This is a genomic window from Lysinibacillus sp. COL-1 (genome assembly GCF_059814265.1).
The window spans coordinates 22350-41872 of the sequence record NZ_JCAWSJ010000002.1 but is presented as its reverse complement, the minus strand read 5'-3'; the positions used below and the strand labels follow the sequence as shown (position 1 = coordinate 41872).

The following is a 19523-nucleotide window of genomic DNA, read 5'->3' as shown; positions in this document are numbered from 1 at the left end:
AAAAAATTCGTCAAATATAATTTGACGAATTTTTATTATATTGTAAAAAAAAGATTCCAATTTCCTGATTAGTTAAAACTGGGGTACCGTCAGGAAAATGCGGATTTACAACGTTAAGCCTATTTTCCTGACGATTCCCCCATTTTTAACAACGTTAAGAAAGTTTTAGTGGTCTTAAAGAATCTAATGAGATCACTTTCTCCGAATTAAAATGATATTCTCCTAGCAAATTAATATGTTCCCAACCTAAAGGTGACATATGGTGTAACAAATCTTCATTAAAACTACCAGTCTGTTTTTGATATTCAACTGCTTTTGTTAGATGTAAGGTATTCCATATACTGATGGCATTAATGATTATGTTTAAGGCACTGGCCCTTTGCAATTGATGCTGTATGGTTCGCTCCCTAAGCTCACCTTGTTTTCCAAAGAAAATAGCTCTTGCTAATCCATTCATGGCTTCTCCTTTATTCAATCCTCTTTGTATTTTTCTTCTTAATGATTCATCCGAAATGTAATTCAAAATAAAGATCGTTTTTTCTATTCGTCCCATCTCACGCAAGGCTGTGGCTAAGCTATTTTGTCTTGAATAAGATCCTAGTTTCCCCATAATAAGGGATGCTGAAACTGTTCCTTCCTTTATAGAATGAGCTAATCGCAAAACGTCCTCATAATTTTCTTTAATGACCTTTGTATTTATTTGTCCACGTAAACTGGCTTCTAATTTTGGATATTCACTTGCTTTATCTATTGTAAATAATTTTGAGTCTGATAAATCTCTTATTCTCGGAGCAAATTTAAATCCTAATAAATGGGTCAATCCGAAAATTTGGTCTGTGTAACCGGCTGTGTCTGTATAATGCTCTTCTATGTTTAGATCTGTCTCATGGTGCAATAAACCGTCCAAAACATGAATCGCATCCCTTGAATTAGTATGAATAATCTTTGTGTAGTAAGAAGAGAATTGATCACTAGTAAAACGGTAGATGGTGGTTCCTTTTCCCGTGCCATAATGTGGGTTTGCATCTGCATGCAGTGATGAAACACCTAGCTGCATTCTCATACCATCTGACGAGGATGTTGTACCGTCACCCCAATAGGAGGACAACTGTAATTTATGATGGAAATTTACTAAAATGGCTTGGGCTTTATTCATTGCATCTTCATACATGCGCCATTGAGATACATTGGCTAATTGCTTATATGTAAGTCCAGGTGTGGCTTCGGCCATCTTGCTCAAGCCAATATTCATTCCCATTCCTAAAAGAGCAGCCATGATAATGATTGTTTCTTCCTTATCTGGTTTTCGATTATTGGAAGCATGAGTGAATTGCTCATGAAATCCTGTAATATGAGCCACATCCATGAGTAAATCAGTTAATTTTATTCTTGGTAGCATCTGATAAAGGCTTGCACTAAACCTTTTTGCCTCTTCTGGAACATCTTTTTCTAAGCGTGCAAGTGACAGCTTTCCTTTTTCAAGAGAAACTCCATCCAACTTGTTGGAATTGGAAGCTAACCATTTTAACTTTTCATTAAGGCTGCTGGTTCTCTCCGTTATATAATCCTCGAATGATAAACTAACTGATAATCTCGTATTCTCCCTCGTTTGGTTCCATGTATCTTCCGAAAACAAATATTCCTCAAAATCTCTATATTGTCTGCTACCTATAATGGAAACATCTCCTGCCCGAACATGCTCCCGAAGTTCTGATAAAACAGCCATTTCATAGTAATGACGATTTATTGTTGTACCATCCTCCTCGTATAAATGCTTTTTCCATCGTTTTGAAATAAAATCCACAGGTGAGTCATTAGGCACTTTTCGTTTTCCGGATTCGTTCATTCCTCGGATAATCTCAACAGCCTTTAAAAGTGGCCCATTTGCCTTTGTGGAATGGAATTCCAATACTCTTAATAGCGTTGGCGTATATTTTCTTAGTGAATAAAACCGTTTTTGTAGTAAGTCTAAATAATCATAGTCGGCAGGACGTGCAAGCTCCTGAGCTTCTTCGACTGAAGAGACAAAAGAATTCCATTCGATAACGGATTCTAAAACCTCAAAAACGTCTAATTTCTCCTGTTTTGCTTTGATCAAAGCTTGTCCAATGTTCGTAAAGTGTATAACTTTCTCATTCAGCTTTTTACCATTTTGTTTCTGAATTTCCTCTTGAGCCTTACGGCCTTTTGATAACAGACTGAGTATTTGTCTGTCATGAATTTCAAAAGCTTTATCCGTTAACTCCTGAGTAAGATTTAATAAATAGACGGTTAATATTGAGTAGCGTTTATTTTCCTGAAAGTCACGGAATGCATAAGGCTCATATCTTGAACCTAAACGAGATAGCTGTAACAGGCGATTGCGATGCAAATGACTAATTTTTACCGTCTCCAATTCTATTTCCCGTATGTATTCCAGCCGTTCTATTACTTTTAGAAATGTTTCGGGTGAAGGATGACCCGGGGGTTCCTTTAACCAACCCAATATTGTTTTATTGGAATCGGATGGATGCTGCGAAGTTATGATCTCTTCAAGTTTTTCTTTTTGCTCAATTGTTAGAGACTGACTAACCGCATTAAATAGCTTCTTTTCAGCCATTGCTCTTGCCTCCCACACCATTCTTTCAAGTGTAGTGATAGCAGGTAGTATGATTTTGTTTTTTCTTAGAAAATCTATACATTCATGCAGTAGATGAATGGCATCACCATTTTCCAAAGCTAATTGATGAAGGTGCTTAGATGTCATTCGATATTCTCTTAGGGTAAAAGTTACAAAGTCGTATTCACTTCGAATTTCTTTCAAATGATCCCAAAGTGTATTTTCCCTTTGAGGATAATGACTAAGTGAGGATGGACTTACACCGATCTGTTTCGATATATATTGTAAGACTGAATCTGGGATGCTTTTGATATGGGTGTATGGCCAACTGGGATAGCGAAGAACAGCTAATTGAACGGCAAATCCTAAACGGTTTTCTTCCCTCCTTCGCTTATTAACTATTTCTAAATCCCGTTTGGAAAAAGTGAAGTAGGTCCCAAGTATCCATTCATCTTCAGGGATTTGCATAAAAGCCTGTCTCTGTTCCGGTGTAAGCAATTCTCTACCTCTCGCAATTTTCATTCAATATCCTCCCATTTCTGTATTTTCAATTTATTAGTTCAATTATATATCAATAGAGTGTACTCTATTGATACAAGTGTAGGAGACTGATAAAATCATAGTTAAGAGCGTCTCATAAGACTTGTCTCAAAAAATGAGGTGATATTTTGCGGAAAATTGGTTATATACGTGTCAGTTCAACTAGCCAGAATCCTTCAAGGCAAGTTCAGCAACTGAACGAAATCAGAATGGATATTATTTTTGAAGAAAAAGTTTCCGGAGCAACAAAAGATCGTAAGCAACTTCAAAAGATGTTAGAGGATATACAAGAAGGCGACATCATTTATGTTACAGACTTAACTCGGATCACTCGAAGTACGCAGGATTTATTTGAATTGATTGATTTAATACGAAGTAAAAAGGCGAGCTTAAAATCACTCAAGGATTCATGGCTAGATTTATCAGAAGATAATCCTTACAGTCAATTCTTAATTACGGTAATGGCTGGTGTTAATCAATTAGAGCGAGATCTTATCCGTATGCGTCAACGTGAAGGGATTGAGCTGGCTAAGAAAGAAGGCAAGTTTAAAGGCCGGTTAAAGAAATATCATAAAAATCACGCAGGAATGAATTATGCAGTAAAACTATATAAAGAAGGCGGTATGACTGTAAATCAAATTTGCGAAATTACTAATGTATCTAGGGCTTCATTATATAGAAAGCTATCGGAAGGAAACAAATAGTTTGTCCTGATTCTATCAAAAGGTGTATTTTTTCACCAACATTTTTAGGCATGAAATGTCGGCAATTATTATCTATTTTGTTTTATAGTAAATATTGAAAGGGATTAAACTTATGGATTGGCTAGAAAGAATGAACAATGCGTTAAACTACATTGAAAATAGTCTGGATGAAGAAATAGACTACAAAAAGATTGCAAAAGCAGCTAATTGTTCTGAGTTTCATTTTTCAAGAATGTTCTCTTCAATCTCTGGTATATCGCTATCAGAATATATTAGACGTAGACGGTTAACACTCGCAGCATTTGAAATTCAAAAAAGTGATATTCGGATTATCGATGTGGCAATTAAATATGGTTATGTTTCTTCTGATACTTTCTCACGTGCCTTTCAAAAAATGCATGGAGTAACCCCTTCCAATGCTCGTAATAGAGGGGTACAGTTAAAAGCCTTTCCCAGAATTTCCTTTCAAATTTCTATTAAAGGAGATAACGAGATGGACTACAGAATTGAAAACCTTGATTTTGATTTAAGAATTGTTGGAAAAAGTAAGCCAGTAAAAACAAGCAGAGCATTTAAAACAATCCCTACGCTTTGGAACACTGCTAAAAAAGATGGATTTATGCAAGAACTAGTAGATATGTCATGGGAAAATCCAAAATGCACGCTTGAAAGCCTTCTGGGGGTTTGCGGAAAAGAAGCCGCCATAACAGATGAACAATTTTCCTATTTCATGGGCGTAAGATACGATGGGGAATCCCCAGAAAATATGGAGACGCTTATTATTCCCGCAGGTACATGGGCAGTTTTTCCGAACATAGTGGATGCATGGAAACGTTTATATTCCGAGTGGGTTCCTACCTCCGAGTATGAACTTGCAAATTTACCGTGTATAGAATGTTATTACGGTCAGAAGCATAAACCAAGACACGAACTCTGGGTCCCTGTTATCCCGAAGTAATATACAAATTCTCCAATAATAGAAGACTTTTATGGAGTGACAAAAAAGCCAAATTTCTCAATTTAATTGACGAGAAATCAGGCTTTTTATATTGGAATTTCCTTATTGTTGTAATCGGCATTTTCATGACGCTACCCTTATTGCAACAAAAAACAAATAGACTTGATGAAAATGGGTCTAGATTAAACTCCACCTGAACCAAAATAGCTAATCCGTCGATAGATTTCCTCATATTCGTACTACCTCGTTCGAGATAGACACTTTCAATCATTGAAGGTCTCAACATACTGATTGAAGCGTCCTTACTACATCTGGAAGTAACTTTGGATCGCATTCAGGTTCAACATCTAAAGAAGCTTGGCCACCCCCTACCACTAATCTTGATTTTCGAAAGAATCGTCCATTTCTAATGTCAACCATATAGGTGAATTATCACTTGTATCCTGAGTCATTTTAAGCTTTATTTCCAATACCAGAACTGATGAATGCTTCCTTCATTAGAAGCACACCATTTTGAAGCACTTTGTCCGCTGGCCAAACAGTTGGTAATCCGTTGTCCCCATTCCATTCATAATTGAGATTTATTCATCGCAAAACCTCCTTAGAATTCGATCTTTAGGAGATTATCGCATATAAAAAAATGCCAAACATGTGGGTAAGGTAGAGGCTTACACTTATAATATGAGGTGTTATATGAATAATTTCTTAATAAATGGAGAAAATACCGTTTAGTATCCTTGCCAATTAGTTTTGATGTGATTAGTTTATTCTTTATAAAATCCAACTAAGTTAGTAGGTTTAACAATGCAACAACATAAAGCGAATTTTTCACAAGTATTTGTTTTGTTTATGATGAGTATTGGCTTAATGAATCACGTTATGGTGATTCCTATGTTATTAGCTATCTCGAGGAGAGATTCATGGATTTCTGTCCTCTTATCTGGGGGATTCATTCTGGGATGGTTACTTTTTATTCGATTTATTATGAAAAAGTTAGACCACACACATCTGTATTCATGGTTAAATAACCACTTTGGGAATATTGTTGCAAAGGGATTATGTTTATTAATGTATATGTTTATTCTCTTATTTATTGGAGTTACCTTAAAAGATATGATTGTATGGACAGTTACATCCTATTTTCCACAAAGTCCTGCGCCCATTTTAGCTATTGTATTTTTAGTTATCTGTTTTTTTGCTGCAACATCTAATTTTACAACCTTATCTATTCTGTCAGGTTTTTTATTAGTATTTGTTGTTGCATTGGGCTTTTTCGTTATGAGTCTTAATCTTCCTCATAAGGATTATTCTCAAATATTTCCTATCCTTGAAAATGGATTGACACCCGTTATTAAAGGAATCGTCTACAGTTTAGGTTCTCTGCTAGAAGTGACTTTAATTTTTTTTATTCAACATAATTTAAAAATGAATATCAAGTCACGGAGTTTTATTATTCTTGGGTTAGTGTTGATCTGCTTAACGCTTGGCCCTTTATTGGGCTCTATTGCTATTTTTGGACCTGAAGAGGCTGCTAATCAGAGGTATCCTGCTTACGAAGAATGGAGATTATTGAAAATAGGAAAGTTTATTGAACATGTAGATTTCTTTTCAATTTACCAATGGCTATCAGGTGGATTTATTAGGATAAGTTTTGGTTTATATATTATTGGACAATTATTTTCATTTAAAAACGAGAAAAAAAGGAATGTATTAATAGGAATCAGTTCACTAATTACATTTGTGGCTGTTCTTCTTCCTATGAGTGATATTGAATTTGTTCGTTTTTTACAAAATGTTTATTTTCATTTATCTTTTTTATTTCTGCTTTTCTTTTCATTAGTATTAGGATTTTTAGTTTTTCTAAAAAGATTAAAGGAGAGATAATCCTTGAGAAGAGGGGAACAGAATAATAAAAAAAATGGGAATGGAAAATATACTATCTATAAACCTAATCCAATTATAAATGAGGAAAAAATACGTTCAACATATCAAAATAGTGAAGATGTAAAAGTAGTTCTCCATAAAATCGGGAGTGAAGATAGTGATATAGAGACCTTTTTCATTTATTGCGAGAGTTTAGTGGACAAAAAACAAATTAATCAATTTATTATTCCTCAATTAGAAAAAATAGCTCAAAAACATCAATACCGTTTCTTAAAAGAAGAAATTGATAAATATCAACAAGACCTAGAATGGACACCTTTAGAAGTGAGTGAAGGGTTCGAGTCTATTTCTTTGGAAATATTTAATGGAAATTTAGTTCTGTATTTTCCTAAGTCGTTTACCTTTTTCTCTGTTAGTGCATCAAATAAACCAAACCGTTCTACCGAACAATCTAATTACGAAACATCCATTCGTGGGCCAAGAGACAATTTTATTGAGGATATTTCAACAAACGTGGCACTTATTCGAAAAAGATTAAGACATCCCACCTTATCTTATCAAACATTGACGTTAGGTAAACGGACTCAAACTCAAATAGGGATATTATATTTAAAAGATGTAGTTAATTTAGAGATACTAAATAACATTCTAGAATGTCTAACTTTAATTGATATTGATGGCGTAGTTAGTTCAACTCAAATTCAAGAGATGGTATCGAAACAATCTTTATCTATTTTTCCTCTTTGTGGTGATACAGCCAGACCTGATTTTGCAGTGGAATGCTTATTGCAAGGTAGAGTAGTGATTATAATTGATGGCTCCCCAATTGTTATTATCGCTCCTGTTACTATAACTTTTTTAATAAAAGCTGCAGAAGATTCCCACTTTAATTTTCTAACTGTATCATTTGCACGCTTTTATCGGTGGGTTGGATTTCTTTTAGCTGTCTTCCTACCCGGATTTTGGATGGCATTACTTGCTTATCACCAAGATCAAATTCCTTTCCCTCTTCTTGCGACTGTGACTGTTGCAAGATCAGGTCTACCATTTCCAGCACCACTTGAGCTTATAATTGTTTTGTTTCTTTTTGAGATGTTCCGTGAAGCTGGTCAAAGATTACCTTCCCCACTTGGTCAAACCCTTTCAGTAGTAGGCGGACTAATCATTGGGGATGCTGCAATCCGTTCGGGTTTTATTTCCCCATCTGTGATTGTTATTACTGCTTTATCTGCTATTGCGGGATATACCCTAGTAAACCAACTACTAGCAGGAGCAGTATCCATACTCAGAGGCTTTGTACTATTATGTTCAATTTTAATGGGGTTATATGGTTTTATGCTTGGGGGATTTGTAATCGTTCTTTATCTTTCTAGATTGCGTTCCTTTGGGATACCTTACTTAGCTTTGGTTTTCCCAAAATCTAGTTCTGATTTTTTCAAGGCATTATTTCGCTTACCGTGGAGAAGTTATGGGCATAGAGTAAGTTACCTTCGGACCAATGATAGTTCTAAAACTGATGAAGGAGAAGGGAAAGAGTGAAGCTGAACAAACTAAAACTAATAACCATGATACTCTTGTCTAGCACAATATTATCTGGATGCTGGAATATTAAAGAAGTACAAGATATTTATTATGTAGCAGCTCTTGGTATAGATTTTAAAGAAGGAAAATATATAGCCTATGCTCAGTTACTTGACTTTTCTAATGTTGCTAAGTTAGAAGGGGCAAGACCTGATAAACAACCACCAGTTTGGATAGGAAGAGGGGAAGGCATTACAATTACGGAAGCATTAAATCAATTATATAAAGATGCACAACAAAGACTTTTTTGGGGACATGTCTCTACGCTAATTTTGAGTGAACAACTCCTAAAACAAGATATTAAAGATTCGATTGATTTTATTAATCGATACCGAGAAATACGCTATAATATTCTCTTATATGCTACAAAGGAACCCATAGAAGATGTACTTAAAACAAAAGCGTTTTTTACATTGTCGGGATTGTCAACCATTCTCCATGAACCATATGAAAGCTATAAACAGAGATCTTATATACAACCTAAACAGTTTCATCAATTTATTAGAGATAGCGATCCAATGGGACAAACAGCTTTAATTCCATCAGTTAAAATTTCGACGGAAAACTGGAAAGAAGAATCAAAAAAAGCACCATTATTAAGAAATGATGGTGCTTTTTTCATAAGAAATAATCGCCTAGAAGGCTGGCTTTCTGAGACTGATTTAAACGGTCTAAGATGGATGGATGAAAAAACCGTTCGATCTCCTGTGTGGATTGTTGAGAATGATAGCGCTGTTGTTTCAGTAGTGGTAGAGAAACCTAAGATTACCATTACCCCTATTATGAATAGTAAACCAATACTTTTTAATATTACAGTTGAAGTGCAAGCCGGAATCAATGAGAAAATCAAGGAAATTAATGATAAAGAGTTGGTTACAAAAACTGAAGATATTATAAAGTTAGAAATTCTAAACTCCTTTGAAAAAGGAATAGAAATAAATTCAGATATCTACAGATTAGGGGAATCATTATATCGACAAAACCCAAGTAAATGGAAAGAAGAAGTGAAAGCAGACTCGTTTTACTTAAATAAACATAGTATAAAGCATTTAAAAGTTAAAGTTAATTTAGTTAACTCAGGAAAGTTGAAGTACCAAGACGGATATTAATGTTAAACTTATAATTTTAGGGTGTTTTAACACATTCAAACTAGGTGATCCCTTATTAAATGATGGGTGATATACAGAAAGGCTTGTATATCACCCATTACTTCCAATTACCAATTAGGGAAAGCTCACTACTAAATATAAAGGAGCTCGCATACAAAAAATGACTTCTGACTTAGTTCGTTCATACCGAGGTGAATCTGCTGTATGATAAATTTTTATGATACTGAGAAATTGGACTTTTTTCTATTATAATTTCCTTAACGTTGTAAATCTGCATTTTCCTGACGGTACCCCAAACTATATATTAAATTTTACATATAGTATATCAGAAGCTTAGTGAACAGAGGGGGGATATAAGTGTGTATAAATAACAACTTTATAGAAGATCAAGCTTTTCATATAACAGAAAAGATTTTGGGGAACTCCATATACAAAGTGGTGAGGATTGAAGGCTCGAGAAGCAATACTCATAATCAAAAATCGAACGGGGAGAACCTTATAACAAAACTAATTTTAGAAGACGAGAATGGTGTATTTTATTCAATTAAACCTGATCAATTTGGTCTTATGTTCGCAAATGGAGAAGTTAGTTATAAAAAATACTGTCGATTGCAAAAAAAAGATGACTTAAAAGTAATTAGTTATTCAATCATAGGAATGGGAATCATAATTAGTATGATGATAGGTCTCATGAAGCTTCTCTTAGTTTAATAGGGTATTCGGATTTTATGGTGGAAAAGGGCTTATAAATCACCCTTCTCCAAATTCTTAATAAGTGTGGAAAAATCGACACCAAAGTTGTCTGTAATGTCGTGATCATTCACTTCATACCAATTGAAAGTATCGTATAACATAGCTTTATTGAAAGCACTTGAATTAAATCGTGGCTTACGCTTTTTATGGAGCTTCTCATTGAAAAGGATTTTGGCTCGTAAGGCATCAAACGAGTAACCTCTACCCATTCGCTCTACCTGCCTAATAATGCTGTTAATTGACTCCGTATAAGCATTAGTGAGCCTTTTATCAAAGTAGTTGAATATTTCGACATGCCAGTTGTCTACGGCTCTCACGAGGTCTTTATATGCGTCTTTAGAGTTGCTGGACATACAACGGTGTCTCCATTGACTATAACGAAGATGACCTTCATCTGGATCAGGAGTATCCCATATCCAGTAAAACTCTTCTTTGAGTTCATAGGCTTCTTTTAAAGCAGGAAGATTACCTAACCAAGTATCTAAGAGGAATGATTCACGTTCATTTAGATCGTGTTTACGCTTTAGAAGGATAAACCTTTCACGCATAAGGGTACGTCTTTCTTTTTGGCTCATATGGGCTTTCAAAGACTTTCTGACGTTATCTAAGGCTTGATTAGCCATTCTAACTACATGAAACTTATCTACGACAACTTTAGCGTGTGGAAGGATAGTGTTCACTGCGTCTTTGTAGGGCTTCCACATATCCATTGTGACGTACTCAATGTAAGTCCTGTCACTGATTTCTGAAAGACGTTGGATGACTGTTTCCTTGTTACGGTTAGGCTTGATGTCATAAATAGTCCTGCGTTCAATATTAGTCAATACAAGCCGAGGTCTACGGATAATATGTATCTCGTCTATCCCAAGCCACTTAGGAGTTTCAAACTGGTATTCACGTTCTTTGAGTGCCACATAGTCCTTAAAAACGTTCCTAATGGTTTTCTCGTCAACACCAACGCTTTCTGCGACTTCTACAAAGGTCTTAGACATGGATTGCTCTTGAATGGACTTTAAAAGCCTTTTGGTCATACTACGCTTTTCATCTACAGATATTAGGCGTTCCCAGAAGGTAGATCCGCATTCACGACACTTGTATCGTCTACGGTTCAATTGTAAGCCCACTCGCTTTAAACGAATGGGCAAATCCATAATTAGTTGATTTCTTGAACTGTGTTTGTACAACTTGTCAAAACCACATTCAGGACAACGTTCAGGTGGTCCGACTGCTTCAACTTTAAACATCATATCGGTTTCATTTTCTTGTGGCGGTTCTATTGTTTTAATGTCTGGTAGGGATAATAAGTCTGACATATTATTCATCCTTTATTACTCTGCGGTGTTAAGGTATCAATTATAGATTTGATGTCGAAATCATCAGTGTTAAATTATTTTTGTGACCACAAATGCACTTAGAAAATCCCTTAAAGCATTAGCTGGTTCACTTGAATAGGGAGTTGTAAAAAAGTTCCCTTAGCCTGCACAACAAGATAATTTCGAAATATCTTTATCGAACGTAAGTGCAGCTAATTTTAGCCCTTCAGCCATTGTTAAATATGGTGCTAGGGTTTCTGTTAAATCTTCTATCGTTAAGCCAAATTTAACAGCTAATGATGCTGCATAGATGACATCTCCTGCATTCTCAGATACAATATGAACCCCTAATACTTTTAGTGTTTCTGCATCTGCTACTAGTTTAAATACACCGGTTGTTTCACGGTTTACAATTGCTCTTGGAACAGCATCTAAAGGTAATACAGATGTCTTCACATCATACCCTTTCTCTTTTGCTTGTTCTTCTGTTAAACCAACCGTTGCAACCGTCGGATTCGTAAACGTAACAGCAGGAACTACCGATAAATCTATTTTTTTGTTTAATCCACCAATAGCATTATCAGTAATAATTCCACCTTCATAGGCTGCTACATATACAAATTGTGGTCCTAAAGTCACATCTCCTGCTGCATAAATCTTTTCATTACTTGTTTGACCAAAATCATTGATCAGGATTTCATTATTTTTTCCAGTTTCAACACCTGCTGCACTTAAATTTAAAGAATCCGTATTTGGTTTTCTTCCAGTGGCAACAAGTAACTGATCTGATTCAATGACTTCTCTACTGCCATTTACTGTTACGTAAACCCTTTTTATCTCTCCACTTTGTTCAACACGCTCAAAAGTTGCCCCTTTGACAAGGTTTATACCCTGTTCAATTAACGCTTTTTCAACTGACTCTGAAATCTCAGGATCATACTCCTTTAAAAGTCGCTCACTTCTTTGCATAAGCGTTATTTCTGAACCTAAATGATGAAATAGTTGTCCAAGCTCCATTCCAATGTATCCTGAACCAATTACAGTTAATCGTTTTGGTATTTTCTTTAACTCAAGAAGTGTTGTACTAGTTAAATAGTCCATTTTTTCAAGTCCTGAAATTTGGGGCAACGAAGGCGATGCACCTGTTGCAATTAAAAAGCGTTTTGCAGATAACTTTGCCCCATTGACCTCAACCGTACTAGCATCAACGAATTTTGCTTCACCTTTAATTAAATCAAAATTATATTCATCAATTAAATCCATATATTTTTGATTCCGAAGTTCGCTCACCAATTTATCCTTTTGCGTGATTAAACTAGCTAAATCCACTTCTCCAGCGGATGTTTGTAAACCTATAAACGGATTGTCTTTTGATAAATGATTGATTTCCCCTGCCCTAAGAAGAGTTTTTGACGGAACACAGCCAATATTCACACAGGTTCCCCCAACCGTTCCACGCTCAATCATTCCAACTTTTGCACCGTATTCTATAGCTTTAATTGCCGAAGAAAAGGCAGCAGCACCAGAACCAATAATAAGAAGGTCATAATTGTCTTCATTAATTAACGCCACGTTTTCTAGTGATGATACTTCTTCAATTTCTCCGGCTTGGTAATTTGCTTCATCAATCGCCTTTATTGCACTTTCAACCTCAATATCATCGGGCAGTTCAAATACTGCTTCACCACGACGATAACTAGACTCAATATTTTTAGCACCTATCTTTTCAAGTGCTGATTCTACGTGTTTTTCACAACCCGTACAAGTCATTCCTGAAATGTTTACCTTAAATTTATTCATAAAAAAGCTCCTTTCGTTAATTAATCTCTCATGTTAATGTTTCTATTATTGGACACGAATGTAATTGCTTTTCATCTGGACATCGTTGTTTTAAGTCGTCTAACATAGTTTCAATTCGTTTTAAATCCTCTATTTGTTTTTGCACTTCCTTTTGTTTTTTAGAAACAAATTCGAACATATCTTGACAACGAACTTCATCTTTATCTACAACACCAAGTAATTTATAAATCTCGCTTAAAGAAAAACCAAGTTCCTGTATTCGTTTAATAAACCCAACACGCTTAACGTCATCATATGAATATATCCGATAACCAGCTTCCGTTCGGTGAGGTTCTTGTAATAAATTTTTTCGCTCGTAATATCTGATCGTTTCTTTATTAACTCCACATTTATCTGCAAACTCACTAATGCGATAAATCATCTTATTTCACCCCATGAATATTATAAACCGTGTACCATAGTACACGGTCAAGTAAATTGGACTATTTTATTTTTTTCCCAAAGTATCACTCGTATGTGATTGATACTTTTATATAATACTATTGATTATCCTAACATCCCACCAGAAAATCCGATTTAAACACCAGTTGTTTTTAAACTATTAAGAAAGTAATTCCACTATATATTCCGAAGACCCGTTTAATATCAATAGGGAAGATTAGTTATGATTGAATGGGGTATATAGTAAATAGGAGTGGTTATAATAAGACAGACTAAATTAACAGGAGGTATTTAAAATTGAAAATGAGCTATGAAGAATGTATTAAAGCTTGTCTAGAGTGTATGAAGGAATGTAATAAATGTTATCATGAATGTCTAGAAGAAGATGATGTTAAAATGTTAGCGGAGTGCATTCGTACCCTTAGAGAATGTGCCGATATTTGTGCATTTTCTGCTAAATCGATGCAGTCTGGTAGTCCATTCGTAAAGCAAATTTGTCAATTATGTGCTGAGATTTGTCAGGCATGTGGTGATGTTTGTAAAAAACATGAACATCATAAACATTGCCAAGAATGTGCAGAAACATGTTACCGATGCGCTGAAGTATGTAAAAAAATGGCTGTGTAGAAGATTTGATTTTATAAATGAAGAATCAATGATAAATAAAAGTAATTCTTCTAACGCGAAAATGTTTTAAACTCTGCTTATTTAGGAGCAGAGTTTTTTGATGGACTGCTAAAAAATTTAATTAAGTCACAGTGTTTGAATGTTAAATAAACGTGATATTTAACATATACTGCATAATTAGTGACGCATATAGTAAATTAAAACACCACTTTACATACCTAACTGGGGTATGGTAACATGAATGTGTGTTTAGAGGAGGTTGATAATTTACGGTGATGATGTAATTACAAATTTATCGTTTAAAGAAAGCTTGTTTGATAATGATAAACTGCATTAAAAGTGATGAAGCCAATATAAGTTAAAATCACAATTCGAAAGTTAAAAGGAAATATAAAAAAATTATTAATACCCTTTTACATTTTATAAAAATATTTCAAAAGAGAGGGATTTTTATGGAAAATAGAATCTTAAAGGTAACTGGAATGTCATGTGGTCATTGTGTAAATACTGTTGAAAAAAGTTTAGGGAAATTAGAAGGTGTTGATCAAGTAAACGTGAATTTAAAAGATGCACAAGTTGAAGTATCGTTTAATGAATCCCAAGTATCGCTTGAGAAAATTAAGGAAACAATAGAAGAACAGGGATATGAGGTAAAATAATATTTTTGAGAGTGCATAAATGCACTCTCTTGTTTTCAAAAATATATACCCCTATTGGGTATGAGGAAGGTGAACAGCATCATGAGTAATACATTAAAAGAAGCGAGCATTCAGATCACAGGAATGACCTGTGCAGCTTGTGCAACTCGTATAGAAAAAGGTTTAAATAAAATGGATGGTGTGGAACAAGCGACTGTTAATTTAGCGCTTGAAAAATCATCTATTAAGTACAATCCAGCAAAATTAAGTGAAGAAGATTTCGAAAAAAAAATAGAAGCACTTGGTTATGGGGTTGTTAAACAAAAGGCGGAACTTGATATTACAGGTATGACATGTGCAGCTTGTGCAACTCGCATTGAAAAAGGGTTAAATAAGTTAAGTGGTATCTCTTCTGCCAATGTTAACTTAGCCCTGGAAAAAGCAATGATTGAGTTTAATCCATCTGAAGTGTCAATCGTAGACATCATTGCGAAGGTGGAGAAATTGGGCTATGGGGCTCATCAAAAGGCTGATGAACAGGAAACAGTGGACCATCGAGAAAAGGCCATTAAACAGCAACAACGAAAATTTATTTTATCGGCTATTCTTTCTTTACCGCTGCTTTGGACGATGGTTGGACATTTTTCCTTTACATCATTTTTATATGTCCCAGAATTTCTAATGAATCCGTGGATCCAAATGGTATTGGCTACTCCTGTGCAATTTATTGTTGGTAAGCAATTCTATGTAGGGGCATATAAAGCTTTACGTAATGGTAGTGCTAATATGGACGTACTTGTGGTCATGGGGACATCAGCAGCTTATTTCTATAGTGTTTATCAAGCGATTGTGACGATAGGGTCGCATCATGGTCCAAATCTTTATTTTGAAACGAGTGCTGTATTAATTACATTAATATTATTAGGTAAATTATTTGAAGCCAAAGCAAAAGGACGCTCATCTGAAGCCATAAAAAAACTAATGGGACTTCAAGCTAAAACCGCTATTGTTGTACGTGACGGTGTAGAAAAAGAGGTTCCTTTAGAAGAAGTTATCATTGGCGATGTTATTCTAGTGAAACCAGGTGAAAAGATACCTGTAGATGGTGAGGTAATAGAGGGAACAACAGCTGTTGATGAATCAATGCTTACAGGTGAAAGTTTACCAGTTGATAAAAAGCAAGGCGATCAATTATTTGGATCGACGATTAATAAAAATGGATTTATTAAAATGACAGCGACAAAGGTTGGTCGTGACACAGCGTTAGCACAAATCATTAAAGTGGTTGAGGATGCTCAAGGATCAAAAGCACCAATTCAACGCTTAGCAGATCAAATTTCGGGGGTTTTTGTACCAATTGTTGTTGGCATTGCAATTGTCACATTTTTAGTTTGGATCATTTGGGTTCGCCCAGGAGAATTTACACCAGCTTTAGAGGTCTTAATTGCAGTACTTGTAATCGCTTGCCCTTGTGCGCTTGGGTTAGCAACGCCAACCTCCATAATGGCAGGTTCAGGTCGTGCAGCTGAATTTGGTATTTTATTTAAAGGTGGAGAACATTTAGAACAAACACAAAGTATTGATACAGTGGTTGTAGATAAAACAGGTACAGTAACACATGGTAAGCCTGTTCTTACAGACGTTCTTTTAGATTCAGAGCAGGAGGAAGCTCGTTTTTTATCATTAATTGGGGCTGCTGAAAAACAGTCAGAGCATCCGTTAGCAGAAGCTATAGTACAGGGCATAGAAAAACGTGGCATAGCATTAGGAGAAGTTCAATTTTTTGAGGCTATTCCAGGTTATGGTGTGCAGGCAACTGTGTCAGGTCAAGGAGTTGTCATTGGTACACGAAAATTAATGCAACAATACGGAATCAATATTGATAATATTTTACCAACAATGGAGCAGTTAGAGCGAAACGGTAAAACAGCAATGCTTGCTGCCATTAATGGTCAGTATGCAGGCTTAGTAGCTGTTGCTGATACAGTTAAAGATACGTCAAAAGAGGCAATCCACCGACTACAGAATATGGGCATTACAGTCATTATGATGACTGGTGATAATGAACGTACAGCTCAAGCGATAGGAACAGAAGTAGGCGTGAATCAAGTTATCGCTGAAGTATTGCCTGAAGGTAAAGCAGACGAGGTGAAAAAGCTACAAGCACAAGGGAAAAATGTAGCGATGGTGGGAGATGGTATTAATGATGCTCCGGCATTGGCCACAGCAAATATCGGTATGGCCATTGGTACAGGAACGGATGTTGCCATGGAAGCTGCTGATATTACGTTAATTCGTGGCGATTTAAATAGTATTGCAGATGCTATTTTAATGAGTCGAAAAACAATGCGGAATATTAAGCAAAACCTATTTTGGGCATTTGCCTACAATACTTTGGGTATTCCTATTGCTGCAATAGGTCTACTTGCTCCATGGGTAGCAGGTGCGGCGATGGCATTTAGTTCTGTATCTGTAGTTTTAAATGCATTACGCTTACAAAGAGTAAAATTAGATAATAAATAACCCTTTAATTCAATTGTAAACTTTACTCTATTGGGTTTACTTATAAAGAAATACGCAATAGTTTAACTGACATAATTTAACTTACTATTTTCATCAGATAAACCATCCTTAGGTAGGTAAAGAGCAAAATAAATTAATTGTTTGGGAAAGTATGGAGGAAAATTGGTATGAGTAATGAAGATAAAAAAATTAAAATTGCCGTTAATGGGGGAATAGAATTTGGGGCAAAACTAAATTCTAAACAACTTTTAACGATCACCAAATATATGGAAGACGACGCACAGCTTGAGTTAACAACCTTCCAACAACTCTATCTAGAAATTCCGGAAAATAAAAAAGAAGAAATAATTGAAGAATTCAACCGTGTTAATTTATCTTGTTATCCAGTTGGCAACTTTGTAAAGAGTTTGAGAACATGTAATTTTTGCAAAGGAGAAGAAGAAGAGGGGATGCCAGTAGCAAAAGAAATAAATAATCGTATAGCAGGAAAAGCTGTACCATTCACTCTTAAAGTTGCATACACAGGTTGCCCTGTTGGTTGCGGTGAACCAATGTTAAGTGATATAGGGATTATGAAAATTAAAGACCATTACAATTTATATGTTGGAGGAAAAGCAAAAGGGAAAGATGCAGAGGTGGGATCTTTGTTGCAAGAGAATCTAACACCAGATGAATTGTACGATAAAATAGAAAAGATTATAAATGTATATTCACAGAATGGAAAAAAACGAGAAACGTTTTTCAAATTTTTAAAACGGATAGGAAAAGAAGAGTTAATAAATTAGTTTTACTCTAAGAAGTTCTGGGAAGGTTATAATGGCGGCTCTGAATAAATGAGCCGCCATTTTTAATTTAAGTCCTCGAACAAAATTTATCGAGTTAATCGTTCTATAAAGATATTTAATTGATTTAATGTTACTTTGTCGTTTACGCCAAATGTGCCATCACCTTTACCTTGCGTAATCTTATTTGATGAAAGAACTGCTATAAAATTTTTGGCCCAATGAGTACTCGTTACATCTGTAAAATTCTTTGGTTCTCCTTGTTGTTCTAAATCAAATGCTTCAACTAAAACCTTTGCTAATTGACCGCGAGTAATCGGTGAATTTGGGTTAAATTTACCATTACTATCTCCATTAAAAATTCCAAGTTTTTTTAGTGCTACTATAGCTCCAGCTTGTTCAGAAGATGATTTAACATCAGGGAAACTTGAGTTTGTATCACTTGTATCTAATGCTAAAGCTTTAGCAAGCTGTATGGCTACTGCTCCACGTGAGGCATAAATGGAAAAGTCTATCTCTTCACCTTTAACTTCTGCTTGAGCTATTTCATTTGTAGTAAAGTTTGCAATACGTTTTGCACCTATATAACGAGAACCCCAATAGTAAGGATCGTTTAATTTATCAATTCTAACACCCGAACTTGGAGTAGCTGATATAAAATTACCATTCTCTATGTATATTCCAACGTGAGATATGCCGTTGCCTGAAGTATTAAAAAATACGAGGTCACCTGCTTTTAAACTATCTTTAGAAACAGAAGTACCTTGCTGATATTGGTCTTTAGATGTGCGCTCTAAAGAAATACCTAACTTAGAAAATATAAACTTTGTATATGCTGAACAATCTACACCTGTATTAATATCATTCCCACCATATTTATAAGGAGCTCCTATATAATCTTTCGCTGTACTCGTCAAATCAGTAACTGATGCTGCTTCAGCATCATTCATACCTATTCCTGAAAAAATTACAAATGACGCAAAAACCGGTAGTAACCATCTCTTTTTCACTAAACTTACTCCTTTCGAAAAGCAATCGCTTTTTTGATTAAAGTAAGAATAGCATGGAATAGAGATACTAAATTTTTCATTTATATTACTGATTTGTGCAGAATATTAAAATTGGTGACTTAATATACTCGGTGTAATCTCACTGCAATAATAACTAGGTGATGTTACTTGAAGATAAATAAAACTTAAATCAAGTAATAATAAAATAAATACTCTCTTTCGAGCATACCTATATAAGGTATACGGTGTGTATTTTAGACA

17 protein-coding genes are annotated in these 19523 nt (G+C 35.1%); 9 read left to right on the top strand and 8 right to left on the bottom strand.

What is annotated here, in order from left to right:
- Nucleotides 1-154: 154 nt before the first annotated feature.
- Entirely contained in the window at nt 155-3121 is a 2967-nt protein-coding gene (locus AC6BKE_RS00520) for a Tn3 family transposase (protein WP_229387499.1), read from the bottom strand.
- Between the two features lie 146 nt (nt 3122-3267).
- On the opposite strand from AC6BKE_RS00520, the gene AC6BKE_RS00515 reads away from it, so the two are divergent.
- Both AC6BKE_RS00515 and AC6BKE_RS00510 read left to right on the top strand, forming a co-directional pair.
- The gene (locus tag AC6BKE_RS00515; protein WP_079524004.1) at nt 3268-3843 is read left to right on the top strand and encodes a recombinase family protein; all 576 of its coding nucleotides are present in this window, start codon (nt 3268-3270) and stop codon (nt 3841-3843) included.
- 112 nt (nt 3844-3955) lie between these two features.
- Nucleotides 3956-4801 (top strand): AraC family transcriptional regulator, encoded by an 846-nt coding sequence (locus AC6BKE_RS00510; RefSeq protein WP_229387497.1) that lies wholly within the window; start codon nt 3956-3958, stop codon nt 4799-4801.
- Here AC6BKE_RS00510 and tnpB read toward each other — a convergent pair.
- Both tnpB and tnpA read right to left on the bottom strand, forming a co-directional pair.
- Entirely contained in the window at nt 4788-5072 is a 285-nt protein-coding gene (gene tnpB, locus AC6BKE_RS00505; RefSeq protein ID WP_411268580.1) for an IS66 family insertion sequence element accessory protein TnpB, read from the bottom strand. The genes AC6BKE_RS00510 and tnpB overlap by 14 nt on opposite strands.
- A 189-nt stretch (nt 5073-5261) precedes the next feature.
- Nucleotides 5262-5369, bottom strand: coding sequence for an IS66 family insertion sequence element accessory protein TnpA (gene tnpA / locus AC6BKE_RS00500; protein ID WP_379261829.1), 108 nt, complete (start codon nt 5367-5369; stop codon nt 5262-5264).
- Between the two features lie 236 nt (nt 5370-5605).
- Between tnpA and AC6BKE_RS00495 the strand changes: the two genes are divergently transcribed.
- From AC6BKE_RS00495 to AC6BKE_RS00485, 3 genes are read left to right on the top strand one after another with little or no spacing between them, the layout of a single operon-like run.
- Nucleotides 5606-6685 carry a GerAB/ArcD/ProY family transporter gene (locus tag AC6BKE_RS00495; protein WP_229387495.1) on the top strand — a complete coding sequence of 360 codons (1080 nt, stop codon included), beginning with the start codon at nt 5606-5608 and terminating at the stop codon, nt 6683-6685.
- Nucleotides 6686-6688: 3 nt separating this feature from the next.
- Nucleotides 6689-8224 (top strand): spore germination protein, encoded by a 1536-nt coding sequence (locus AC6BKE_RS00490; protein ID WP_229387493.1) that lies wholly within the window; start codon nt 6689-6691, stop codon nt 8222-8224.
- Nucleotides 8221-9375 carry a Ger(x)C family spore germination protein gene (locus AC6BKE_RS00485; RefSeq protein WP_229387491.1) on the top strand — a complete coding sequence of 385 codons (1155 nt, stop codon included), beginning with the start codon at nt 8221-8223 and terminating at the stop codon, nt 9373-9375. Before AC6BKE_RS00490 ends, AC6BKE_RS00485 begins: the two co-directional genes overlap by 4 nt.
- A 114-nt stretch (nt 9376-9489) precedes the next feature.
- Here the strand turns inward: AC6BKE_RS00485 and AC6BKE_RS00480 are convergent, their stop codons facing one another.
- The 4 genes from AC6BKE_RS00480 to merR form a co-directional block, all read right to left on the bottom strand.
- On the bottom strand, nt 9490-9588 hold the full coding sequence (locus tag AC6BKE_RS00480) for a sunset domain-containing protein (RefSeq protein WP_449290221.1): 99 nt from the start codon (nt 9586-9588) through the stop codon (nt 9490-9492).
- Between the two features lie 530 nt (nt 9589-10118).
- The gene (locus tag AC6BKE_RS00475; protein ID WP_009374086.1) at nt 10119-11441 is read right to left on the bottom strand and encodes an ISL3 family transposase; all 1323 of its coding nucleotides are present in this window, start codon (nt 11439-11441) and stop codon (nt 10119-10121) included.
- Between the two features lie 159 nt (nt 11442-11600).
- Nucleotides 11601-13241 carry a mercury(II) reductase gene (merA, locus tag AC6BKE_RS00470; RefSeq protein WP_002440486.1) on the bottom strand — a complete coding sequence of 547 codons (1641 nt, stop codon included), beginning with the start codon at nt 13239-13241 and terminating at the stop codon, nt 11601-11603.
- 28 nt (nt 13242-13269) lie between these two features.
- On the bottom strand, nt 13270-13662 hold the full coding sequence (merR, locus tag AC6BKE_RS00465) for a mercury resistance transcriptional regulator MerR (RefSeq protein ID WP_001863748.1): 393 nt from the start codon (nt 13660-13662) through the stop codon (nt 13270-13272).
- A gap of 317 nt (nt 13663-13979) precedes the next feature.
- On the opposite strand from merR, the gene AC6BKE_RS00460 reads away from it, so the two are divergent.
- The 4 genes from AC6BKE_RS00460 to AC6BKE_RS00445 all read left to right on the top strand — a co-directional run bounded on the left by AC6BKE_RS00460 (nt 13980) and on the right by AC6BKE_RS00445 (nt 18255).
- Nucleotides 13980-14309, top strand: a complete 330-nt coding sequence (locus AC6BKE_RS00460) for a four-helix bundle copper-binding protein (protein ID WP_009374082.1) — start codon at nt 13980-13982, stop codon at nt 14307-14309.
- Nucleotides 14310-14761: 452 nt separating this feature from the next.
- Nucleotides 14762-14968 (top strand): copper chaperone CopZ, encoded by a 207-nt coding sequence (gene copZ / locus AC6BKE_RS00455; protein WP_009374080.1) that lies wholly within the window; start codon nt 14762-14764, stop codon nt 14966-14968.
- A gap of 81 nt (nt 14969-15049) precedes the next feature.
- Nucleotides 15050-17470 (top strand): heavy metal translocating P-type ATPase, encoded by a 2421-nt coding sequence (locus AC6BKE_RS00450; RefSeq protein WP_009374078.1) that lies wholly within the window; start codon nt 15050-15052, stop codon nt 17468-17470.
- Between the two features lie 167 nt (nt 17471-17637).
- On the top strand, nt 17638-18255 hold the full coding sequence (locus AC6BKE_RS00445; protein ID WP_009374077.1) for an NAD(P)/FAD-dependent oxidoreductase: 618 nt from the start codon (nt 17638-17640) through the stop codon (nt 18253-18255).
- A gap of 86 nt (nt 18256-18341) precedes the next feature.
- Here AC6BKE_RS00445 and AC6BKE_RS00440 read toward each other — a convergent pair whose 3' ends face one another.
- Complete coding sequence (locus AC6BKE_RS00440; RefSeq protein ID WP_009374075.1) at nt 18342-19262, bottom strand: C40 family peptidase; 921 nt, start codon at nt 19260-19262, stop codon at nt 18342-18344.
- Between the last annotated feature and the right edge of the window lie 261 nt (nt 19263-19523).